Origin of the sequence: Streptomyces orinoci (assembly GCF_003121295.1) — a bacterium.
GTDB classification, from domain to species: Bacteria; Actinomycetota; Actinomycetes; order Streptomycetales; family Streptomycetaceae; genus Streptomyces; species Streptomyces orinoci.
Map to the genome: position 1 here is coordinate 269,707 of NZ_PHNC01000029.1, position 21,816 is coordinate 291,522.

The 21,816-nt window shown below is 68.0% G+C and carries 26 protein-coding genes; 10 read left to right on the plus strand and 16 right to left on the minus strand.

The genetic code is table 11. The features are described from left to right. Positions 1 to 3 precede the first annotated feature (3 nt). From CV755_RS15910 to CV755_RS15930, 5 genes are all read left to right on the plus strand, one after another. A complete protein-coding gene (locus CV755_RS15910) occupies positions 4 to 642 on the plus strand; it encodes a response regulator transcription factor (protein WP_109280904.1) in 639 nt (212 codons plus the stop codon). Positions 643 to 709: 67 nt separating this feature from the next. Next, positions 710 to 1,348, plus strand: coding sequence for a class I SAM-dependent methyltransferase (locus CV755_RS15915; RefSeq protein ID WP_109280905.1), 639 nt, complete (start codon positions 710 to 712; stop codon positions 1,346 to 1,348). 23 nt (positions 1,349 to 1,371) lie between these two features. Next, positions 1,372 to 2,289, plus strand: a complete 918-nt coding sequence (locus tag CV755_RS15920) for an N-acetylmuramoyl-L-alanine amidase (protein ID WP_109280906.1) — start codon at positions 1,372 to 1,374, stop codon at positions 2,287 to 2,289. A gap of 182 nt (positions 2,290 to 2,471) precedes the next feature. Next, on the plus strand, positions 2,472 to 3,380 hold the full coding sequence (locus tag CV755_RS15925; protein ID WP_109280907.1) for a DUF5336 domain-containing protein: 909 nt from the start codon (positions 2,472 to 2,474) through the stop codon (positions 3,378 to 3,380). A 75-nt stretch (positions 3,381 to 3,455) separates the two neighbouring features. Then, the gene (locus CV755_RS15930) at positions 3,456 to 4,466 is read left to right on the plus strand and encodes an LLM class F420-dependent oxidoreductase (RefSeq protein ID WP_109280908.1); all 1,011 of its coding nucleotides are present in this window, start codon (positions 3,456 to 3,458) and stop codon (positions 4,464 to 4,466) included. A 12-nt stretch (positions 4,467 to 4,478) separates the two neighbouring features. Here CV755_RS15930 and CV755_RS15935 read toward each other — a convergent pair whose 3' ends face one another. The 5 genes from CV755_RS15935 to CV755_RS15955 form a co-directional block, all read right to left on the minus strand. Next, the gene (locus tag CV755_RS15935; RefSeq protein ID WP_109280909.1) at positions 4,479 to 5,915 is read right to left on the minus strand and encodes a M1 family metallopeptidase; all 1,437 of its coding nucleotides are present in this window, start codon (positions 5,913 to 5,915) and stop codon (positions 4,479 to 4,481) included. Positions 5,916 to 5,972: 57 nt separating this feature from the next. Continuing rightward, positions 5,973 to 6,527, minus strand: coding sequence for a hypothetical protein (locus tag CV755_RS15940; RefSeq protein WP_109280910.1), 555 nt, complete (start codon positions 6,525 to 6,527; stop codon positions 5,973 to 5,975). 123 nt (positions 6,528 to 6,650) lie between these two features. Beyond that, entirely contained in the window at positions 6,651 to 7,733 is a 1,083-nt protein-coding gene (locus tag CV755_RS15945) for a prenyltransferase/squalene oxidase repeat-containing protein (RefSeq protein ID WP_109280911.1), read from the minus strand. Continuing rightward, positions 7,730 to 8,515, minus strand: a complete 786-nt coding sequence (locus CV755_RS15950; protein WP_241561234.1) for a class I SAM-dependent methyltransferase — start codon at positions 8,513 to 8,515, stop codon at positions 7,730 to 7,732. The genes CV755_RS15945 and CV755_RS15950 overlap by 4 nt, the downstream gene beginning before the upstream one ends. An 84-nt stretch (positions 8,516 to 8,599) precedes the next feature. Then, positions 8,600 to 9,958: a glycosyltransferase family 4 protein gene (locus CV755_RS15955; protein ID WP_109280912.1), complete on the minus strand. Its 1,359-nt coding sequence runs from the start codon at positions 9,956 to 9,958 to the stop codon at positions 8,600 to 8,602. A gap of 213 nt (positions 9,959 to 10,171) precedes the next feature. Between CV755_RS15955 and CV755_RS15960 the strand changes: the two genes are divergently transcribed. Together CV755_RS15960 and CV755_RS15965 are read left to right on the plus strand one after the other, a co-directional pair. Further along, entirely contained in the window at positions 10,172 to 10,762 is a 591-nt protein-coding gene (locus CV755_RS15960; RefSeq protein ID WP_109280913.1) for a TetR family transcriptional regulator, read from the plus strand. Positions 10,763 to 10,891: 129 nt separating this feature from the next. Further along, positions 10,892 to 11,500 (plus strand): response regulator transcription factor, encoded by a 609-nt coding sequence (locus CV755_RS15965; RefSeq protein ID WP_109280914.1) that lies wholly within the window; start codon positions 10,892 to 10,894, stop codon positions 11,498 to 11,500. A 61-nt stretch (positions 11,501 to 11,561) separates the two neighbouring features. On the opposite strand, the gene CV755_RS15970 is transcribed toward CV755_RS15965, so the two are convergent. From CV755_RS15970 to CV755_RS15980, 3 genes are all read right to left on the minus strand, one after another. Beyond that, positions 11,562 to 11,678 (minus strand): SapB/AmfS family lanthipeptide, encoded by a 117-nt coding sequence (locus CV755_RS15970; RefSeq protein ID WP_109280915.1) that lies wholly within the window; start codon positions 11,676 to 11,678, stop codon positions 11,562 to 11,564. 114 nt (positions 11,679 to 11,792) lie between these two features. After that, positions 11,793 to 14,366 carry a class III lanthionine synthetase LanKC gene (gene lanKC / locus CV755_RS15975; RefSeq protein WP_109280916.1) on the minus strand — a complete coding sequence of 858 codons (2,574 nt, stop codon included), beginning with the start codon at positions 14,364 to 14,366 and terminating at the stop codon, positions 11,793 to 11,795. 232 nt (positions 14,367 to 14,598) lie between these two features. Then, positions 14,599 to 15,072: an ATP-binding protein gene (locus tag CV755_RS15980; RefSeq protein WP_153068676.1), complete on the minus strand. Its 474-nt coding sequence runs from the start codon at positions 15,070 to 15,072 to the stop codon at positions 14,599 to 14,601. 254 nt (positions 15,073 to 15,326) lie between these two features. Here CV755_RS15980 and CV755_RS15985 point away from each other — a divergent pair, with 254 nt between their 5' ends. Together CV755_RS15985 and CV755_RS37195 are read left to right on the plus strand one after the other, a co-directional pair. Next, a complete protein-coding gene (locus CV755_RS15985) occupies positions 15,327 to 16,178 on the plus strand; it encodes a Scr1 family TA system antitoxin-like transcriptional regulator (protein ID WP_109280918.1) in 852 nt (283 codons plus the stop codon). 12 nt (positions 16,179 to 16,190) lie between these two features. Next, positions 16,191 to 16,418: a DUF397 domain-containing protein gene (locus tag CV755_RS37195; protein WP_109280919.1), complete on the plus strand. Its 228-nt coding sequence runs from the start codon at positions 16,191 to 16,193 to the stop codon at positions 16,416 to 16,418. Here the strand turns inward: CV755_RS37195 and CV755_RS36940 are convergent. From CV755_RS36940 to CV755_RS16005, 5 genes are all read right to left on the minus strand, one after another. After that, entirely contained in the window at positions 16,368 to 16,649 is a 282-nt protein-coding gene (locus tag CV755_RS36940) for a DUF6881 domain-containing protein (protein ID WP_109280920.1), read from the minus strand. The genes CV755_RS37195 and CV755_RS36940 overlap by 51 nt on opposite strands. Before the next feature lies 1 nt (position 16,650). Beyond that, positions 16,651 to 16,974, minus strand: a complete 324-nt coding sequence (locus CV755_RS34225) for an immunity protein TriTu family protein (protein ID WP_153068677.1) — start codon at positions 16,972 to 16,974, stop codon at positions 16,651 to 16,653. Positions 16,975 to 17,127: 153 nt separating this feature from the next. Continuing rightward, the gene (locus CV755_RS16000) at positions 17,128 to 17,442 is read right to left on the minus strand and encodes a hypothetical protein (protein ID WP_109280921.1); all 315 of its coding nucleotides are present in this window, start codon (positions 17,440 to 17,442) and stop codon (positions 17,128 to 17,130) included. Between the two features lie 288 nt (positions 17,443 to 17,730). Continuing rightward, positions 17,731 to 17,877: a hypothetical protein gene (locus CV755_RS34700; protein WP_161968706.1), complete on the minus strand. Its 147-nt coding sequence runs from the start codon at positions 17,875 to 17,877 to the stop codon at positions 17,731 to 17,733. A gap of 407 nt (positions 17,878 to 18,284) precedes the next feature. Next, positions 18,285 to 18,521, minus strand: a complete 237-nt coding sequence (locus tag CV755_RS16005) for a DUF7848 domain-containing protein (RefSeq protein ID WP_109280922.1) — start codon at positions 18,519 to 18,521, stop codon at positions 18,285 to 18,287. A 364-nt stretch (positions 18,522 to 18,885) separates the two neighbouring features. On the opposite strand from CV755_RS16005, the gene CV755_RS16010 reads away from it, so the two are divergent. Next, a complete protein-coding gene (locus tag CV755_RS16010; protein ID WP_109280923.1) occupies positions 18,886 to 19,860 on the plus strand; it encodes a helix-turn-helix domain-containing protein in 975 nt (324 codons plus the stop codon). Between the two features lie 409 nt (positions 19,861 to 20,269). Here CV755_RS16010 and CV755_RS16020 read toward each other — a convergent pair whose 3' ends face one another. From CV755_RS16020 to CV755_RS16030, 3 genes are read right to left on the minus strand one after another with little or no spacing between them, the layout of a single operon-like run. Beyond that, positions 20,270 to 20,887, minus strand: coding sequence for a DUF4291 domain-containing protein (locus CV755_RS16020; RefSeq protein ID WP_109280924.1), 618 nt, complete (start codon positions 20,885 to 20,887; stop codon positions 20,270 to 20,272). After that, complete coding sequence (locus CV755_RS16025) at positions 20,874 to 21,455, minus strand: hypothetical protein (RefSeq protein ID WP_338323665.1); 582 nt, start codon at positions 21,453 to 21,455, stop codon at positions 20,874 to 20,876. Before CV755_RS16025 ends, CV755_RS16020 begins: the two co-directional genes overlap by 14 nt. Beyond that, positions 21,430 to 21,786, minus strand: a complete 357-nt coding sequence (locus CV755_RS16030; protein ID WP_241561235.1) for a hypothetical protein — start codon at positions 21,784 to 21,786, stop codon at positions 21,430 to 21,432. Before CV755_RS16030 ends, CV755_RS16025 begins: the two co-directional genes overlap by 26 nt. Positions 21,787 to 21,816: the final 30 nt, after the last annotated feature.

A 21,816-nucleotide genomic window follows, 5' to 3' on the forward strand; every position in this document is an offset into this window, starting at 1 on the left:
GGTATGACAGAGACCGCCCCCGAGCAGCCCCCCAGCCCCATCCGCGTACTCCTCGCCGAGGACCAAGGGATGATGCGCGGCGCGCTGGCGCTGCTGCTCGGTCTGGAGGACGACTTCGAGATCGTCGGCCAGGTGGCCAATGGGGACGAGATCCTGCCCAAGGCCCTCGAAGTGCGGCCGGACGTGGCCCTGTTGGACATCGAGCTGCCGGGCCGCAGCGGGCTGGACGCCGCGGGCGACCTCAAGTCCGGGCTGCCCGAGTGCAAGGTGCTGATCCTGACCACCTTCGGCCGCCCCGGCTATCTGCGCCGGGCGATGGAGGCCGGGGCGGCCGGGTTCCTGGTCAAGGACGGCCCCGTGGAGGACCTGGCGGCCGCCATCCGCCAGGTGCTGGCGGGCAAGCAGGTCATCGACCCCGCCCTTGCCGCGGCCGCGCTCAGCACCGGCCCCAACCCGCTCACCCAGCGCGAACGCGAAGTACTGGCCGCGGCGGTGGACGGGGCGACGGTCGCCGACATCGCGGCCAAGGTGCACCTCTCCCCGGCCACGGTGCGCAACTATCTCTCCGCCGCGATCGGCAAGACCCAGACCCGCAACCGCATGGAAGCGGTCCGCACGGCCCGCCAGAACGGCTGGCTGTAGCCGGCCGCCGCCCACGGCGCCCAGCCCCCACCAGCAGCGTGCCCACGAACGACCGCAAGGACGAACGATGCCCCCAACCCCCGCCATCCTCAACGCCTTCGAAGAAGCCAAGGGCTTTATGCCCGTCCACGAGGGCCTGGCCCTCCATGAGGCGGCCACCGAAGCGGCCCGAACCGGCCTGCCCCTGCTGGAAGTCGGGACATACTGCGGCCGCTCCACCATCCTCCTCGCCGACGCCGCCCGCCAGGCCGGCACCACCGCCATCACCATCGACCACCACCGCGGCAGCGAGGAGCAGCAACCCGGCTGGGAGTACCACGACCCCACCCTGGTGGACCCGGTCGTCGGCCGCATGGACACCCTCCCCACCTTCCGCCGCACCCTGCACGCCGCCGGCCTGGAGGACCATGTCATCGCCATAGTCGGCCGCTCCCCCCAGGTGGCGAGAACCTGGCGCACCCCGGTCGGCCTGGTCTTCATCGACGGCGGCCACACCGATGAGCACGCCACCGCCGACTACGAGGGCTGGGCCCCGCACCTCGCGCCCGGCGGACTGCTGGTCATCCACGATGTCTTCCCCGACCCCGCCGACGGCGGCCAGGCCCCGTACCGCATCTATCTACGGGCCCTGGAATCCGGCGCCTTCACCGAGGTCTCGGTAACGCACTCGCTGCGCGTGCTGCGCCGGACCGCCCCCGGCCACTGAGCACAGGCGCTACCATCGCCCAGGTGTCCACCGGCAGCCTCCCCCGCATACTCCGCCCGCTCAGGGCCGCGGCACTGACCACGCTGCTCCTGGCGGGAGTCGCGGCTTGCGGCGGCGAAGGCCACAAAAGCAGCGCGAGCGACGCGAGCACCGCATCTCCCAAGTCGGCCGAGCCCAGGCCATCTTCGGCCGCCCCCGCCGACAAGGGGGCCGCCGGCAAGGGGTCCACCAGCAAGACCGCGCCCGCCGAAGAGCACCCCGGCGACGGCCCCCTCAAGGGCAAGGTCGTGGTCATCGACCCCGGTCACAACATCCACAACCAGGACCACCCCGCCGAAATCAACCGGCAGGTGGAGGCGGGCAACGGCCGCAAGGAGTGCGACACCACCGGTACCGCCACCAACTCCGGTTACGCCGAGGCCACCTTCAGCCTGGATGTCGCCCACCGCATCCGGCGCATCCTCCAGGCGCAGGGCGCCACCGTCACCCTCACCCATGACGGGGACCGGCCCTACGGCCCATGTGTGGACGAGCGCGCCGAGATCGGCAACAAGGCACACGCGGACGCCTCGGTCTCGGTGCACGCGGACGGCGCGGCGCCCGGCGACCGCGGATTCCATGTGATTCTTCCCGCATTGGTGAAGAACGAGCAGGCGGACACCTCCGCCATCGTCGGCCCGTCCAGGGAACTCGGCGAGCGGATCGCCGGGAACTTCGTCCGCGTCACCGGCAGTGCCCCGTCCAACTATGTGGGCAAGGGAACGGGGTTGGACGTCCGTGGCGATCTGGGCGGCCTCAATCTGTCCAAAGTCCCCAAGGTGTTCATCGAATGCGGCAATATGCGCGATCCCGATGATGCCGCCCAACTCACCGACGAGGCTTGGCGCGAGAAGGCGGCGCAGGGGATCGCGAATGGCATCAGTGACTTCCTTCACGGGTAACGGGAGGAAATAACGGCAGGCCACAGGCGTGTCACGAGGGCGAAACGAAGAGGCGCCCCGGACATGGGAGCGATAGGTTCCCCCGTACGATGGGGGGCCGTGTTTCCCCCGCGCCTCGCACCTCGCGAACTGGCATCGACACCAGCTGACAACTTCCCAACTGCACGGACAAAGGACTTCAGGTGAACATCCGCTCCCTCACTCGAGGCGACGGCGTGGTGATCGGAGCAGCGGTGTTGCTGTTCATCGCCTCGTTCCTCGACTACTACTCGGTCGACTGCAGCGGTCCTTACTGCGACTCGTCGAAGATCCCCAACCTCTGGGAGGGCAAGGTCTTCCCGGCGCTGCCGTCGATCGTGCTCGCCGGCCTTATCGCGGCCGCGCTCATCGTCGCCTCCCGTTTCCAGCAGGGCCGCAATGTGCTGGGGCTCACGCTGGAGCAGTGGGGGACGGCGCTCGCGGTCTTCGCGGCCTGGACCACGCTGTGGACGCTCTTCGACGGTCCGCTTGAGGACATGAACTCCAACATCGGGGTGGGCATCGGCCGCATCCTGGCGCTGATCGCCAACCTGGTGATGGCCGCGACCGCTCTGATCGCCCCCCGGATTCCCGCCCTCAAGGCCCCCCTGGTGGGCGCCCCGCGGCCGGCCGCCTCCCCCTACGGGGTCGGCCCCAACCCGGGCTATGGCTACCCCAACCCGGCCACCGGCCAGGCGGCCACCCCCTACGGGGCTCAGCAGGGTTCCCCCTACGGCGCCCAGGCCCCGTTTGTCCCGCAGGACCAGACCACGGTGCAGCCCGCCGCCTCCCAGCCGGACGGCGGTGCGGGTGCCGGGGCGGCCCAGGCGGAGTCCGGCCAGCCCTCCGGCGCCCAGGGCGGCGCCCCGGCCGCCGGGTTCACCCCGTTCTGGTTCGCCGTCCCGGTGAACCGGCCGCTGTTCCCGGAGGACGGCTCGGGGACCCCGATCGCCGAGCTGACCCCGGGCACCTGGTACCTGGCCGTGGACCAGCGCGGTCCGGCCCTGGTCGCCCAGACCCAGGACGGCCGCCGAGGCGTCCTCCAGGACACCTCCGGTATCCAGCGCGGCTGATTCACCGCCCCGCTCGCATCCACGCCAAGGCCCGCCGGTTCCCTCCGGCGGGCCTTCGCCGTACAGTGACCCGCCATGCGACTCGGTCTCGCCCTCGGCTACTGGGGCCGCGCCCCGGACCCCCGCCACCTTCAACTCGCCCGCACCGCCGAAGACTTGGGCTACCACTCCATATGGACGGCGGAATCCTGGGGCTCCGACGCCTTCACCCCGCTGGCCTGGATCGCCGCCCATACCCGGCGTATCGCGCTGGGCACCGCGGTGGCCCAGATGGCGGCCCGTTCCCCAGCCGCCACCGCCATGCACGCCCTCACCCTGGACCACCTCTCCGGCGGCCGGCTGCTGCTGGGCCTGGGACTGTCCGGCCCCCAGGTGGTGGAGGGCTGGTACGGACGCCCGTTCCCGGACCGTCCCCTGACCGCCACCCGCGAATACGTGGACGTCATCCGCCAAGTCCTACGCCGCGAAGCCCCGGTGACCCTGAACGGGCGCTATTACCGCCTCCCCTACGACGGCCCCGGAACCACCGGCCTGGGCCGTCCCCTCAAGCCCATCACCCACCCCCTACGCCCCGAACTCCCCATACTGCTGGGTGCCGAAGGCCCCAAAAACATCGCCCAGACCATCCGCATCGCCAACGGCTGGCTGCCGCTGTACTGGTCCCCCGCCCGCGCCGGTCTCTACACCGAACCCCTTGCCGCCGCCCCCGAGGGATTCCTGGTGGCCCCCCTCGCCCAGGCCCGCCTCTGCACAAATGTCACCGAGGGCCTGCGCCCGGTGAAGGCGATGCTCGCCTTCTATATCGGCGGCATGGGCCACGCCCGCCGCAACTTCCATGCGGAGCTGCTCTCCCGCTGGGGATACGGTGAAGTCACTGCCCGCATACAGGAGTTGTTCGCGGCCGGACACCGCGAGGCGGCAGTGGCGGCCGTACCTGACGAACTGGCCGACGAAATCTCCCTGGTCGGCCCGCGTGAACGAATTGCCGACCGCCTGGCGGCCTGGCGCTCCGGCCCCGTCACCGACCTCCTGATAACGGCCCCGGATCCGCCGACCCTCCGCCTCCTCGCCGAACTCAACGTCTAACGCCGGGACGCCTCAACTCCTCGGCGGTTTCCCCGCCATATACAGCCAGGTACGGAAGAAGTCCCCCAGCTCCTTCCCCGACTTCGCCTTGCAGAGCGCAAAGAACTCTCCCGCGTCCGCGTTGCCATGGCGATGCCCGCTCACCCAGCTCCGCAGGATGTCGAAGAACACCCGGTCCCCCACGATCTCCCGCAACCGCTGGAGCATCATCGCGCTGCGCCCGTACACCGGACGTCCGGATATCTGCTCCGCGTTCGGTGTGGCGGGCGGATAGGACCAGATGTCCTCGCCTGCCGGGCCCTTGCTCTCCGGGTCCTTGCCGTCGTAGTAGTCGTCGAAAGTCTGCCGCACCGTGCGGCCGCCCTGCTTCTCCTCCCACATCCACTCCGCGTACTGGGCGAAGGCCTCGTTGAGCCACATATCACGCCAGTCGCGCGGGGTGACCGAGTTGCCGAACCACTGGTGGGCCATCTCATGCACCACCAGTTTGTCGGAGGGCGGCTCCTGGTAATAGGGCTTGGTCTGGGTCTCCAGGGCGTAGTGCACCTCGGAATTGCGGTCGATTACCGCGCCCGCCGAGGCGAAGGGGTACGGGCCGAACAGCCCGGTCTCCCAGTCCAGTACCCGGGGCAGCAGTTGGCGCATTCGTCCGGCGGCCGCCTCCTCGCCGGGCACGGAGGCGATATAGAGCGGCAGCCGTCCGGCCCGGCCCCGGGTGACCTGGAACTCCCCCACCGCGACGCTGGCCACATAGCCGGCCATCGGTTCGCCGTTGTGCCAGACAAAGGTGGTCTTGCCGTCCTTGGTCTGCTGGTTGCGCAACTCCCCGTTGGCCACGGCGGTATAGCCCTTGGGCACGGTCACCGTGAAGTCATAGGCGGCCTTGTTGGAGGGGTGGTGGTTGCCGGGGAACCAGGCCATGGATCCTTCCGGTTCGCCCAGTCCGACCGCGCCATGCTCGGTCTCCACCCAGCCCTCGGTGGCGCCGTCCGCGTCCTGGACGGTCTGCGGAGTGCCCCGGTAGCTGATCTCGGTGGTGAACCGGGCGCCCTTGGCCACCGGATGACGCGGCCGGACGGTGAGTTTGGTGCCCCGGCGGGAGGTATGGGCCGGTTTCCCCTCCACCCGGGTGTCCCTCAGCCGCATCCCCTTGAAGTCCAGGCTGAAGGCGCTGAGATCCTGGGTGGCCCGGGCGGTGATCACGGCCTTGCCCGCCAGCAGATTGCCCTCCGGCCGGTAGTCCAGGGTCAGCCCGTAGTGTTCAACCCGGTAGCCCCCATTGCCCAGTCGGGGAAAAACGCTGTCCCCCGCACTCTGCGCTCCGGGGCGCCCCTGACCTCCGTCGGCGCCGGCGCAGGCCGTGACGAACACCAGGGTCAGGGGTATCGCGCACCGCGACAGCCTGCGGGGAAGCGCCCGTTGTGCCGGTCTTCGGAGAGTGTCTGCCATGCCCGCGATGCTCTCATTGCCGACGAGCGCGACAACGTCCCATACCGGACGGCCGGTTCAGCCGCCCGAGTGGGTCAGCTCGCTCGAGGAGGGCGTCTTGTCCTTGACCTCGGCACCGGCGCTCTTGCCGGCGTCCTTCACCTTGTTGATGACGTCCTGGTAGTTGTTGACGTCGCCGTCCACGGAGTCACCGTTCTTCAGCTTGCCGGGCAGGCCCTTGAGCGACTCGATGCCGGCGGCGACGGGCGCCAGTGCCTTGGAGAGGGTGGGGTCGCCCTCGGCGTTCTTCTTGGCGGCCTTGAGCCGGTTGTAGGTGAAGGTGCCGGCCAGGGCCGCCTTGGCCAGGGCCTTGACCCGGCCCTTCTCGCCCTTCTTGAAGGCGCCTTCCTTGTAGGGCTTGACGATCCATTTGTAGGTGGCGCCCGCGGCGAGCCCGGCGTTGGCGACAAACCGGGTCTTGGCGAACTTCTGCTTCTCCGCCGAGGTGGTGGGCGAGGCCTCGCTCTTGCTCTCCTTCTTGCCGCCGCCACCGCAGGCGGGGGCGACCAGGAGCAGGCTGCAGACCAGGGGCAGCGCTACGGCGGTACGGCGAACGCGGGCGCGACTGGACACGGTGGCCTCCGACGGCGCTTGGGGACAGTCCCGACAAGGCTTACCCAAAGCGGCGCTTCCCGCACTCCGGACCGTACCGTTCGGGCGACGCCCTCGTTCATGGGTCCGGCCCCGCCCGGCAGGCTATCCGCAGCAGTCGGGCTCCAGCCCCGTCGGCAGTCCCTCGCCGCCGAACACCGCCATGGTCGCCTCGTCACCGCCCAGCGCGGCCACCGCCAGCAGCAGGGCGCCCGCGGTCCAGCTGGTCTGCTCCTCCGGCCAGACCGCCTGGTCCGCGAAGACATAGCCGGTCCAGTACATGCCGTTGTCCGCCCGCAGATGGCCGATCCAGCGCAGGATCTCCACCGCGCGGTCGGACTCGCCCATCACCCAGAGCGCCAGGGCCAGTTCACAGCTCTCGCCACCGGTGACCCAGGGATTGGGCACCACACAGCGCACCCCCAGGCCCGGCACCACAAAGCGGTCCCAGTCCGCCTCGATGCGCCGCTTGGCGGCCTCGCCGGTGAGCGCGCCGGCCAGCACCGGGTAGTACCAGTCCATGGAGTAGCGGCTCTTGTCCAGGAAGCGCTCGGGGTGGTGGCGTATCGCATGGCCCAGCAGGCCCACCGCCAACTCCCAGTCGGGCTGCGGCTCTTCGCGGTGTTCGGCGATGGCCAGCGCGCAGCGCAGCGCCTGGTAAATGGAGGAGCATCCGGTGAGCAGGGCCTCGGGCACCGCCCGGCCGTCCGGCTCGCGCTTCCAGCCGATCTGCCCGCCGGGCTGCTGGAGGCCGAGGACGAACTCCATGGCCGCGTAGACCACCGGCCACATCCGGTCCAGGAAGGCGTCGTCGCCGGTGGCCAGGTAGTGGTGCCAGACGCCGACCGCCACATAGGCGGTGAAGTTGGTCTCCCGGCCGCGGTCGGTGACCTCCTCGGCGGCGCCGTCGGCATAGGCCGCGTACCAGGAGCCGTCGGCGTTCTGGTGCTCGGCCAGCCAGCGGTAGGCGGCCTCGGCGCGGCCGTGCTCACCGGCCGCGTCCAGCGCCATGGCGGCCTCGACATGGTCCCAGGGGTCGAGGTGGTGGCCGCGGAACCACGGTATGGCCCCGTCCTCGCGCTGGACGGCGGCTATCCCGGCGACGGTCTCGGCGGCCTCTTCGACCGTGAGCACTCCGGGCAGCACCAGGCGTTCGGTACGTCCCGGGCGGCGGCTGTAGGTGGTCACGCGCGCCCCTCCGTGGTGGCGTGCGAGCCGGTTGCGGGCGCCCCGTCCTCGCCCAACGCGCCCTGGGGAGCGTGCGGCTTGGTGGCATAGGCGACAAAGCTCTTGCCGATCACCGGGTTGAGCGCCTGCTCGGCCAGCCGGGTGGCCAGGGGCTTTTTCATGATGTCCCAGACCAGCAGCTTGTGGTACGCCCGCACCGGCAGCGCCTGGTCGTTGTCCACGCCGAAGGCGCACTTCAGCCACCAGTAGGGGCTGTGCAGACCGTGTGCATGATGGGTGCCGTACGGCCGGAGCCCGGCCTCCCTCATCTTGCCGAGCAGTTCATCGGCCTTGTAGATGCGGATATGGCCGCCCTCGACCTCGTGGTACGCGTCGCTGAGCGCCCAGCAGATCTTCTCCGGGCCATAGCGGGGCACGGTGACGGCGATCCGGCCGCCGGGCCGCAGCACCCGGACCATCTCGGCGAGCACTCCCTTGTCATCGGGGATGTGCTCCATCACCTCCGAGATGATCACTACATCAAAGCTCTCGTCGGGGAAGGGCAGCGCCAGGGCGTCGCCCTCCATGGCGGTGGCGGTGGCACCGGCCGGGGCCTCACCGGCCTCCTTCATGGCGGCGAACCACTTGGCGACCTCGCGGATCTCCTCGGCGTTGCGGTCCAGCGCCACCACCCGGGCGCCGCGCCGGTAGCACTCGAAGGCATGCCGGCCGGCGCCGCAGCCCAGGTCGAGGACGCGGTCGCCGGGGGCGAGCGGGAAGCGGGAGAAGTCGACGGTCAGCACGGTGTCTGCTTTCGTCCGGCGGAGCGGGTCGGTGGTGCGTGGTGGCCGGGTCTGCCCGGTGGGTCAGGTGAGCCCGCCCGGTGGTCAGACGGGTCTGCCGGGGCGGGCGGCGGTGCCCTCGCGCGCCCGGCGGGCCGCGGTCCAGCGGGCGAGGGAGGCCCGGTAGTGCTCGGCGGTGCCAATGGCCGCCTGCCGCCAGGTGAACCTCTCCAGCACCCGCTGCCGTCCGGCGGCGCCCAGCCGGCGGCGCAGTCCCCCGTCGTCCAGCAGCCGGCCGAGGGCGGCGGCCAGCGCGCCGGCGTCGCCCGGCGGCACGGCCAGGCAGGTCTCGCCGTCCGGGCCGGCCACCTCCGGGATGGCGCCGCCGGTGGTGGCGACCAGCGCGGTGCCGGTGGCCATGGCCTCGGCGGCGGGCAGCGAGAAGCCTTCGTAGAGCGAGGGCACACAGGCGACCTGGGCGCCACGCACCAGGTCCACCAGCTCGGCGTCGCTGATGCCCTTGACGAACTCGACCGCGCCCGCCAGCCCGAACCGTTCGATGGCCTGGGCCACCGGCCCGTCGTCGGCACGCTTGCCGACCACCACCAGATGGGCGTCCGGGTGCTCGGTACGGACCTTGGCCAGCGCCTCTATCAGGTGGATCAGGCCCTTGAGCGGGACATCGGCGCTGGAGGTGGTGACGATCCGGCCGGGGATCTCGGCTACGGCGGGGTCGGGGGCGAAGAGGTCGGTGTCGGCGCCGATGGGCACCACATGGATGCGCTCCGGGCGCACCCCCAGATGCTCGGTGATCTCCTGCCGGGAGGAGCCGGAGACGGTGAGCACCCGGGGCAGGCGGCGGGCGACCCGTTCCTGCATCCGGGTGAAGCCGTACCAGCGGCGGACGGACAGCCGGCGCCCGAGGTTGTCGGCGGCGTCCAGTTCCAGGCGCCGGTCCACGGTGACGGGGTGGTGAATGGTGGTCACCAGCGGGGCGCCCAGGTCGGCGAGCAGGCCATAGCCGAGGGTCTGGTTGTCGTGGACCACGTCGAAGTCACCGCGGCGGGCGGCCAGATGGCGCCGGGCGCGCAGCGAGAAGGTCAGCGGCTCGGGGAAGCCGCCGGTCCACATGGTGGCCACCTCCAGGGCGTCCACCCAGTCGCGGTACTCCTCGCGGCCCGGGGTGCGGAAGGGGTCGGGCTGCCGGTAGAGGTCCAGGCTGGGCAGCTCGGTGAGGGTGACCCCCTCGTCGAGCACCGGATAGGGCTGGGCGCCGATGACCTCCACCGAGTGCCCCAGACGGGCCAGTTCCCGGGAGAGGTGGCGGACATAGACCCCTTGACCACCGCAGAACGGGTTGCCCTTGTAGGACAGCAGCGCGATGCGCAGCGGGCCGTCACCGTCGGCGGCGGGCACCGCGCGGAGCGGTGGTGACCCGACTGCCCGGGCGGTCTCAGCGGTCACTCGCGGCCCCCTTCTTCCTGCAGTTCAGCGGGAGCGTAACCGCTGCCTATACCTAGAACAAGTTCCAACTATCGCCGGGCCCGGCAACTGCCGACCATACCGGGCGGGTTCAGAACACGTTCCAGTGATTCGCGTCACTGCGCGAAGCCCTGACATCATGCAGCGTGTCCGCCGCCGCAGCCGGTACGCACGGAACGGAACCCCCAGCCACAGATGACCGCATCCCCCAAGCCGGCCGCCGCGCCGCTCACCGAGCGCCAGGAGGCCCGCCGCCGCCGCATTCTGGCCACCAGTGCCCAACTGGCCGGCCGGGGCGGCTTTGACGCGGTGCAGATGCGGGAGGTGGCGGAGTCCTCCGGGGTGGCGCTCGGCACCCTCTACCGCTACTTCCCCTCCAAGGTCCATCTGCTGGTGGCCACCATGCAGGACCAGTTGGAGCGGCTGCACGACACCCTGCGCAAACGGCCGCCCACCGGGGAGGATCCGGCCGCACGGGTCGCCGAGACGCTGATGCGCGCCTTCCGCGCCATGCAGCGCGAACCGCATCTGGCCGACGCCATGGTGCGCGCCCTGACCTTCGCCGACCGTTCGGTCAGCGCCGAGGTGGACACCGTCTCCCGGCTGACCACCGCGATCATCCTGGACGCCATGGGGCTGACCGGCACCCCCACCCCCGAGCAGCTCTCGGCGGTCCGGGTGATCGAGCACACCTGGCACTCGGCCCTGGTCACCTGGCTGTCCGGGCGGGCCTCCATCGCCCAGGTGCGGGTGGACATCGAAACGGCCTGCCGGCTGATTTCCTGAGTCCTTTTCGCTCTTGCGTTTTCCCCGCCTGTCGTCAACTCCCGCAAGGTTCATGCCTCGCAGGTATGAAAGGAGCGGCCGGTGTTAAACGAACAAGGCTGTAGAAGTCCTGCGGGGAGGAACGGTTCGGTGATCCAGGTTCTGCTGGTCCATGACACCCGGCTGCTGCGCACCGCGCTGGCGGCACTGCTGGAGAAGGAGCCCGGTATCGAGGTGACCACGGCCGGGTGGGGGGAGGTCGCCGGACTCGAGGGACGGCCCCAGGTGTGTGTGGTCGATATGGACTCCCCGGAAGCCGCCAAACCCCATGGCGTAAGGGAGCTGGCCCGGCGATGTCCCGCCGGCGACGGACCGCACAGCGCACTGCTCGCCCTGGTCAGCCGGGGCCGTCCCGGCCCGCTGCGGCTGGCCTATGAGGCCCGTGCGCTGGGCTACCTGAGCAAGAACGCCGCCCCCGAGCACCTCATCGAGGGCATCCGCAAGGTGGCCTCGGGCGAGCGCTATATCGACGAATCCCTGGGCTTCGGCTTCCTCCAGGCCGCCGATATCCCGCTGACCACCCGGGAGCTGAACGTCCTCTCACTGGCCGCCGAGGGCGCCTCCATCGACGAGATCGCCTGCGGCCTGCACCTGGCCAACGGCACGGTACGCAACTATATGGCCGCCATCACCCGAAAAACCGGCGCCCGCAACAGAGTTGACGCCATACGTATCTCCCGCAGCGCCGGCTGGCTGTAAACAGGCGGACGGGCCCTCCCCTGAGGGAGGGCCCGCTTTACCGCTGTGACCGCTGCCTGGATCAGATGCAGAGCAGCACGCTGACCTGGCTGACACAGGACAGCAGGCTGACCGTGCTCTCGTGGGCGGTGGTGCCCAGGTCCTCGGACTCCATGCTCTGCAGGTCGAGAAGCGCCATGATGGTTTCCTTTCTCATGGGGACTGTTTGGTACTGCTGGGTACTGCTCATCACGGATCCGCGGTGCAGCGGAACCGGCTCATGGGGCCCGGTGCGTCCGGGCGTCGGGGGCGGTCAGAGGAACGGCAGCCGGACCGGGCGGTCGTCCAGCGCCGCGCCCAGGGCGAGCAGACAGCCCGCCGTTCCGGTGGCCAGATCCATGGACAGTCGCATCATCTGGTGTCCGGGGAAGGCCAGTTCGCCTCGGTAGGACATGCCGTACCAGCCCAGCGCCCCGACCTGCGCGGCCAGCGCCGCGCGGTGGTCGCCGGGGGTGGTGGTCCGGCTGAGGTGCAGGATCATTCCGGCGCGCCCCTGGAACAGCCCCGGCTGGGCGTAGAACCGGGAGCAGGCGGCGGGCAGGATCTCCGCCCGGGCACGGGCGAGTTCCTCGTCCTCGGTGTGGGCGAGCAGTTCGTCCAGCACCATGGCGATGCCCACGCTGCCGTCGCCCAGATAGGGCATGGTGCGCCACTTCTCGTCCACCTGGCGGCTGCCGCTGGGGGTCAGCACGGTGTGGGCCAGATCCAGCCGCAGCGCATTTTTGGCCAAATCCAGCAGCGCCGGGTCGGCGGTGCGCTCATACAGCCGCAGGAAGAGCAGGGCCGGCCCACTGGCCCCGCGCAGCAGCCCCGCCCGGCCGCGCCGCGCCCGCTCCCGATCGGCCAGGTCGGCCGCCTGCCGCTCGGCCAGCAACCGGGCTGCCTCCTCGGCCCGTTGGGCCAGCCGGCTCTCGCCGGTGGTGTGCGCCAGCCGCTCCAGCACCAGGCCGATGCCGGCCAGTCCGCCGCGCAGATCCGGGGTCAGCCGCTGCCACCGTTCGGCGAGCACCGACTCCACCAGTTCCAGGGCTCTTTCGCGGTGCCCCAGCCGGTCCAGCACCAGGGCGACGCCCGCCAGCCCGTCGTACAGCCCCAGCGGGGTGCCGGCCGGCGGCGGGGCGGTGTGCCTCAGCAGCCAGTCCTCGCCGGCCTCATAGCGCTCGGCGCCCACCTCGGCGAGGGCGTGGAGCACTCCGGCCGCGCCATGTGCCAGGCCCAGTCCGCCGCCGTCGGAGAACTGCTCCACATCGCCGGGGAACAGCCGGTCGTCCCGGTCCACGGTGGCCGAGGCGAGGATGCCGCGCACCATGGAGTCCCGGGCGGCGGGCCAGTCGGCGGTGTCCGGCAGCGCGGAGCCCGATGGCGGAACGATTGGCGGAACGATTCTGCCGGTGCCGTCCGCGGTACGCGTGATCTCCCGTACCGCCTCGTCCAGGAACTCCCTTGGCACCTCCGGGAATTCGGCGGCGATCACCTCCGCCAGATGCGCCGCCTTCTGCCGGTCGATCACCAGCAGGGTGGTCACCGGCAGGAACAGCGCCAGCCGCAGACAGGCCAGGGCATAACGGTCCACCTCCACGCCCCGGCGGTCCGGCGGGGCGAAGAAGCCGGGGTGGGCGACGACTTGACGCCCATTGTCCGCGGCGTCCGCGGCCGCCTCGAAGTCGATCAGCGCCACCGACTGCTCGTCCGGCGCCACCATCACATTGAACATATGCAGGTCGTTGAAGACCATGCCCCGGGAGTGGACGGCCGTCACGGCCTCCTCCACCGCCCGGTGCACCCGCAGCGCCCACCGGGTGTAGTCGGCCACCGCCTTCGGATCCGGGCGGGCCGCCAGCAGCGGATGCCGTTCCGCGAAGAAGGAGTTGAGCGCCCGTCCCTCGACAAAGTCCATCACCAGGAAGCGGTGGTCCCCCAGCTGGAACCAGTCCCGCACCTCGGGCGCCACACCCAGCCCCGACAGCCGCTCCAGCGCCGCCTTCTCCCGCTCCAGCCGGGCCACCGCGTCGGCGCCGTCCGAGGCCAGACCGGCGTAGGGCCGCCCCTCCTTCAGCACCACCTTGCGGCCGTTACGCCGGTCGGTACCGGTGTACACCCCGCCGCCGTTGGAGAAGTGCAGCGCCTTGTCGATGGTGTAGGGCAGCTCGCCCACCGTGGTCGCGTTGCGCGCGGCCAGCTGCGGCCGGAGGAACTCCGGCAGGGTCACCCACTCCGGCACCCGGAACGCCGGCTCCCGCCCGTCCGGCACCAGCTTCCCCTCGCCGTCCTCCACCGCCGGCACCAGCCGCCCGCGTTCATCCACACAGAACCGCCGGGCGAACGCGCCGTAGCGCACATACAACGGCCCCTCGTGCCAGCGCAGATCGGTGAGGATATACGGCCCTGGCCAGCCGCCGATCAGCTCCTGCAACTCATTGAGCGTGAGCTCCAGTTGCCGCTCATCCGACGGGTAGATGGTCACGGCCTTGCCGCTCATGTCCCGCCCCGCGTACTTGCTGTTCCTCAGGTGCAGCAGATGCGGCGCCGGTACGAACTTGAAGGGGATGCCCCGGGCCACGCAGTAGTCCCAGACCGTGGCCGCCGTCTTCTCGGCGGTGTCCGCGGTGGCCGCCACATGGATCTTCCAGCCCTGCGCGGGCAGTTCCTTGCCGCTGGGGAACAGATGCAGCCAGTCCCCGGTACGCGCGCTCTCCCACCCTCCGGGCACCGGCCGCCGCGCCGTCTCATACAGCGCGCTCCCCTGCTCCCCGATGCCGGCCAGCCGGTCCGGGGTCTCATAGAATTGCCCGTCCGCCAGGCAGTAGACCTCGTACCGCTTGTCCATTGTCTCCCCCGAGGTACGCCCCTGAATTGCGACGGAACGAGGCTGCCATGGGGTGCGGGGGGCGGAACAGTCACAGATGTCACTGAGTGACCGTGCGGAACGCACGAGTAACAAGGGTGAGTTGAGGACAGTGTACGCACCATGCGGGAAATCGGCGCAGACCGGTGCGGGGGGCCGTCCGGCCCGATGAACGGTGCGCCCCCGGGCGCTGAACGCGCAGGGCGCCCCTCCCCTACTCAGTGGCCCCCTCCACCCACCCCTCCCGCTCCTCCCTCAACTCGAACCACACCCGCTTCCCCATGAGTTGCAGCTCGTCCCAGATCCCGCTGACGCCGGACGCGTGAGCGATCTCTTGCACGAGCGCGAGCCCACGACCGCTCTCTTCGTCGTCCCGGGCCTGCCGGGGCCATGGCAGGCGGCGGATGTTGTCATCGCATACGGCCACGACCACGCCGTTGGTGTGCGCCGTCAACTCAATGCGCAGGCTGCGCACTCCGGCGTGCTGGACGACGTTGGTCACGACGTCGGAGACGCAGACGCAAGCGTCATCACTCAGGCCGAGGTGCCCCGTCGCCTCGAGTGCGCCAGCGACGAACCGCCTCGCCAGCAGGGGGGTACGGCGGTTTGCCGGGGCGGTCAACTCATAGTGGGACTGTGCTGCTTCTTCGCGGATGGTGCTCGTGGCAGCGGCCACTGCTGTGCCCATGGCGGTCTCCCCAACGCGATACCTGGCGGTCGGCACTCCTCGGGGCCATCCGTGGCCCGGCCAGCCATGGGCGAACGTCGCTGCGGCAGCTGCGCTTCGGTTCATTCCCTGGCAATGAGGTGCGCAGTTTGAGCAGACCACACTCAGCATCCGTAGCACGAGTTCTACTTCCACATCCAACCCGTTGGAGTGCTGTGTCGCTCAACTGACCAACGTGGCACCATGGGAGCACCCCGTGAGGAGGCAGGACGCACGTGCCACCGAGAGCAGCACCAACCGCACGGCAACAGCGACTTGGCGCCGAGCTACGCAAGCTGCGCGAGCACGCCGGGATGACCGCACCCCAAGCCGCGAAGCACCTTGGCACCAACCGAACCGGCATCAGCAACATCGAAGCCGGCCGCTTTGGGGTGAGCGCCGAGCGCGTCAGAGCGCTGGCCCGCATCTATGCGTGCCAAGACACGGCCTACGTGAACGCGTTGGCCGTCATGGCCGAAGAACGCGGCAGAGGCTGGTGGGAGGAGTACCGCGGCTCCATCGCGACCGGCGCCCTCGATGTGGCTGAACTTGAGCACCACGCCTGTCGGATTCGGACGGTCCAGATCCTCCATATGCCGGGCCTCCTGCAGACCGAGGACTACGCGAAGGCCGTACTTGCCACAGCCATCCCTTCCCCACCATCAGCTGTCCTGCGGCGCAGACTTTCCTTCCGCATGCGGCGCAGGGACGTTTTGGACAGTGCAGGGGCGCCTGACTGCACCTTCCTCATCCACGAGTCCGCGATGCGGATGCAGTTCGGCGGCCCGAAGGTTACCCGGCGGCAGCTGGAGCACGTGCTCGAAGCGACCGAGCGGGACAACATCACAGTTCGAGTCATCCCCTTCGCGGCAGGCGGCTTTCCCAACGCGGGGATCTCCACGCTTTACGCTGCCGGACCCGTTCCTCAACTGGACACCGTTCACCTGGACGTCGCCCAGGGCAGCGCCCTTCTGAATGACGAGCACTGTCTGGCAAACTACCGAGCAATCCTTGACAGGGTGGAAGACGTGTCGTTGTCAGCCTCAGACACCGGTGCACTGATGCTGGACCTTATCAAGTCTCTCTAAAGGCCTCTGACCATGACAGGCATATCCTGGAAAAAATCGCCGTTCTCGACAGACGGGAACGATTGTATCGAGCTGTCCCGAAACGGGGGTACGGCTTTCCTTCGGGAGAGCGCTGACCCCGAAGTCGTTTTGCGCATAGGGCTACGCGCCCTTCGAGCTCTCTTCGGCAGCATAGGTGCGGGCAGAGATTCAAGCACCCCATTGTGCGACGTCCCACACCGCTCTGAATTCTGCGCTTGAGATAGCGCTGGCCGAGAACTCCGGTTGCCGTGCGACGTCCTCGATATCGCCCACAGGGACCTCGCTCAGCCCCACCTCTCGCCCTTCATGAGATTCGTCGGCTTTCAACAGCCTGCCGTCCCGGAACCCTACAACTTTTCTGACCTCGTAACCGTCCGATCCGATCTCACTGTAGATGACGCTTGGCTCGTCATCGAAGTCGTGATGCCATACAAATTTCCAGCACTGCATATCAATTCTTTCCCGAGGCTGCCCTTCGCCCGCTATCAGGGACGTGACTGCACTCCGCCACAGCACCTAAGCGATTGAGAAGGCCCTCAAGCGCTTCCCTGAGATTGTCTTCTGTGAATGCTTCTCTGTGCTCGTGCCACAGTTCTCCAGTGGCGACTTCAGCACAGGCCAGCTCTATGGCACCGCTGCCCCAAAAGGTGAATTGACCCACGAATTGTTCATTGTCGATCGCCAGAGAGACGCTGCGCTCCTGCCACTCAACGCGCGTTACATCAAGTGTCACTTCCCAGCCGGCCTGGCGTAGGGTGGCCGAGTTATCGTCCACCCAGGCCCTCAAGACCTCCCCCTAGGTGGAAACTTTTCTGCATGCACCATCAAGCGTCTCTCACCGACCGTCCGCGGGAATGACGCTCTCACCCCTGCGACCGAATCGCCACTGGGTATAACGCCACCTCGCCGCCTTGCAGTGACCCCAGAGTCAATCGCCAAATTGATTTCTGATGGACTCTACTCGTGCATTGAGCAGCTGGATCCACATGTTGTCAGGGTTATTCGTATACTCGGCAGTCTGCGCCCCAGGCGCAGTTTCGATGAGGTGCAGCAGGGTCCAGGAGAGGCCAAAACAGTTGTCTTCGCCGAAGACAGTCGTGAGCGCTTGGGCCTCCTCGTCCGAGATCGGACCTTTGATTCGCTCCAGGAGACGCTGAGTCTCTGCGATCTCTTCAACAGATGCATCTTCAGATGGGAAGGGACCCGCCTCCAGCATGTCCTCTACCTCAGGCCTCAAGGTCATGAAATCTCCTTAAATCATGCCGATGCCTCGGTAATAGGCGAGTAGGTCTTGAATTCCGTGATTGAAGTACGACGGATCCCCGTAGTGTATCTCACCTATTCGCCGCACGTCCCAGATATCCTTTTGCGAGTACTTCACGGAAGGAGAGTCCAGCATCTTGACCCTTGATGATTCTACCTTTTGCGCCATACGTGCGCGTGAGGACGTGATCCTCATGCTTTATAACAATCGCTCCACCCTCGCGCCTGGACAGAAACCCGAGTCCGTCTTGTGGCATGTGGTGAGGCGTTAGTCCGTCGCCAGGGACGCCGGGCTCGAGATCACCGAATCGTCATGCACCGGTGTCAGCACTTCGGTACGGCGGAATTCGCCAATCAGCGCCCGCGGATTGCCCTGCCGGGCGTAAAGCGTTGTTAGTTCGTCAGTCAACGACATCTATAGGTCCCTCCCCGGTCAGAGAGGTTACCGGGGAGGAGTGACAGTGCGGGCTGAGGGGCGGGTGCGACGCCGTTTCGCGCCTGCGGCGCGGCTGCCCCCGACCGCGCACCACCCCTGACCGTTGTCCGAAGACGTCGGGCTCTCTCGTAGGGGCCAAGCGCCGTTGGCGGCGATCCCGAGACAAGTAGGGGTTAACGTCTCCCAAAAAGGAGAGGAAGACACTCTCGCCCCCGGTTACCGCCGGGAACTCACTCGCAGCCGCAGCCGGCGGCACCCCGCCCGCGCCAGCGACCACCCCGGCCGCCCGGCGTCCGGTCTCCTCAGAAAGCCCCGCCTCCTGATGCTCATCAGGCGGCGTTGCTTGTGAGTTGGCTGGTTGGTGTGACGGGCCGGGGTGGCGCTGGTCAGTCGATCAGGTCGGCTGTCCAGTACCGATGGACGATCTCACGGTAGGTGCCGCCGTGCTGTTGGTTGCGTCCGCTGTGGCTGAACGCCCAGTCGCGGCACCGCTCGAATTCCGGGTGCATGCCCGATCGTTCACCGCACCCCATGCACTCCAGCTCGTGCGAGACCAGCGGGGTGCCGGGCACCTTGGTGGACATGATTCGCCAGCGAGCAAAACGGAATGTGGTGCGGGTCATCGCCCCTCCCCTGACATCAGGTTGATGCCGTGGGCGGTGATGACGACTCGGACGCCGTCTCGTAGGGTGATGGGTGGCTGGGCGCATCCGCAGCGCCTTTGTGCGGGCCGTTGAGTGGATGACTGCGGGGCGGTGTGCGGGGGCGATGCAGGGGTGCTGGTGGCCGGATGGGATTGCCTGGCTCGGGTGAGCCATTGGCGGATACGGTTGAACATGTCGCGCTCCTTCGCAGCGTGGCCGTGCCCCGGGGCCGTGCTAGCGGTCGCCGGGGTCTGTCATCTTCCCGGCTCATGAGGCGAGTTGGGCCCTGTCAGGTGTTGACTACAGTGGGAAGTCAACAGACACACTCACGGCGGGATCACCAATGCCCGGTCAAACGTTCGGCGAGGCGGCCAAGGAAGCACTACGTCAGCGGGGAACGTCACTGAGAGCCGCCGCCCGCGATATGAAGTACGACCCCGCATACCTTTCACGCGTTCTGTCCGGGAAACAGCTTCCCTCGCCCCAACTTGCAAGGCACATCGATAAGTTGATCGGCGCCAATGGGACTCTGGCTGCCCTGGCATCTGCGACGAACGGGGACAGCATTTCACGCCTGGCCAAAGCGATTGAGAACCCCTCTCGCATCGACGCAGGAACCGTAAAAGCGCTTGCTGATGTCCTTTGGACCCAAAGGCAATTGGAAGATGCGGTAGGGCCCCGTGCGGTGCTTCCGGCCATGCGGGCCCCATTGGCCACAATCAAGGACTTGGCGCGTGGTGCGCGGGGAACACATCGCAGCGCCTTTGTGGCTGTTGCCGCTGAATGGGTCCAGTACACAGGGTGGCTGCATGCCGCCATTCGCAGGGATGAACGCGCGATTGATCTGCTCTCACGGGCCGAGGAGTTGGCCGACGAGGCCGACGATCCAACCATTGCCGCGATCGCGGTCAGCTTCAAAGGGTACGTGGCGCGCCAACAAGGAAGACACAGGGGTGTGGTACGCAACGCGATGGCGGCGCTGCACACGCCCGGGGTCCACCCGGCACAGCGCTGTTTCGACACACTTCAAGCGGCTCAGGGTTACGCCTCGGCTGGAGAGAAGCGGGAAGCCATCAAGATGCTTGATGAGGCTGTGCTTCTGACTCAGAAAGAAGTCGAGCCCCCACCCTCTCTTTACTGGTACCGCCCGCCGTTCTTCCAGATGAACATCGGTATGGTCTATCTCGGCCTGAACAAGTACACAGACGCCGTCGATTTCCTCAAAGAGGGCCTGGACGGACTGCCAGAGGATCAGCGTTCAGCCGAGTGGACAGGTGAATACCGCCAATCTCTGCAACAGGCTGTAGGTGCATGTTGAACACCCTGGCCACTGTCGCCATAACGGCGCACTGAGGTCCCTGCTGGGCCGGCCAGCAGGGACCTCAGTCGGCAGGTGTTAATCCGGCCCTTGTTGAGCCCGTCGTACATCACACCGTAGCTACGTCGGTGCTCGGACAGCAGCGTCAGCTCGACTGCCGAGTGCACCGCGCCAGGCGCACACAGCACCGCATCGGCAAGCTTGAACAGTCGCCGCCGCGTTAGTCAGGCACACGCACAACCCGTCCCGTCCCGGAAAGCATGACGCTTCCACGAACATGGGCGGATTCCGTGGGCCTGGGGAGCTCTGCACGGAACGGATTGAACGTTGGGGGCTTCATGGCCGCTTCGCTGCCTGGGCGGTCAACTCCACTCAGACGGCCGGGGCCAGGGTGCACAGCGAGGACGGATCAGCCATCCGCCCGGACCCGCTGCCGGATTTCCTCCGGCAGCGGGTAGTACCGCTCAGCCGGGAGCTTGCTTACCGCTTCTGCTGTACGCCCTTTTGTGACATCGGAGTGGACCTCGTGGACAAAATCGGTGATATCGGTGATGCCGGTGACCCAGTCGTCCACATAGCGGTCTACCGCCTCACCGGAGAGGCCGACCTGGATCGCCCGGGCGGTAAGAGGCTCCAGGGTGATGGAGCGTTCAGGATCCCACTGGATTCGCACCGGGCTCTCGCGCAGCTCGCTTCGCCACGTGCGCTCGTTGGGATGCAGCGTGTGGTCGAAGTGGCTCAAGGCGGCATGGCCCAGAGCCCATTCGAAACCTTCTCGGGTGATCTCGATGGCGAGCACACGCTCCTGGCCGGGCTTGGACGCCCACCCCGAGCGGTACATCATCCACAGGAACGACGGCTTGATCCAGGTCATCCGTTCCCGCTTGAACGGCGCCACGAACGTCCCGGCCCGGACCGCCCGTTCAGCGATCGCTTTTGGATATGCCTGGTAGACGGTGATGGCGGAGTCTCCATAGACGGCCCTCACCAGGCACTTCCGGGCCGTCGCCTTGTCATGGGCGAGCATTGAGCGATTCCTCTCCGGCCCATGCCTCACTTCCCCGGACCACGGGCCCTTCGACCCACACCGCACCTGCCGTGTACGCCGCCCATCGCAGTTCCTGGCAGCCGAAGGACGGTTCGCCCCAACTGTCCACCCACACATGGAGTTTGCCTCGGCCAGCCCGGGTGATGTCCCACCACTCCCAGCCCCGGGAGTCGTCATCGGAGTCGAACCGGTAGAGCCAGTTCTGGAGCTCCCAGGGGTTACCCCCCGTATAGCTCGTATATGCGTCGCGGCCGCTCCTCGCGAACTCCGGGACCTGGGCATCGTCGGTCGATCCGATGGCGGTGAACCAGTCCGGAACCTCGTCGACAGGAACGGTATCCTCCTCGAAGTCCGCGGTGGCGCCGAGGTTCACCGCGGCCGACAGCACCGAGCGCAGGCGCTGCGCATACTGCGCGGGATCACCGGCGACCTCCACGGAGAACTCGCAGAGGACCGGTGGGGCGGATTCGACATCGGGGCAGCGCCGAAGGCGCTCAAGTTCCGCTTCCAGGCTTTCCGCGCTATGCATCATCGAGGTGTGAATCAACCTTCCTGAACGACTCGTCCGGATCCGGGAATGATGGTCTTCCTGAGGTCTCCCAACAGCTTATTGGGTATCCCATAAGATCTGCCCCCTTTGTTGGGTCCCAGATTTCGGGATACTCCTTGAGTAGTTGCTTCCATTCCTGCCGGGTGAACGCGTCGCCGTCAATGTGGTCGTCCTTGTTCTGCGGCAGCGCATCGGACCGGACGGCGTCCCGGTACTCCTGGGAGATGTCGAAGGCGACGATCTGCCCGCCATCGCCCCGGCACTCAAGGGTGTGTCTGATGTCCCCGCTCATATTGAGGTACAGCTTCCCGGCGCCGGTGATCTTCACCTCGCCATTGTCTCAGCGGGAGGCCCCGCC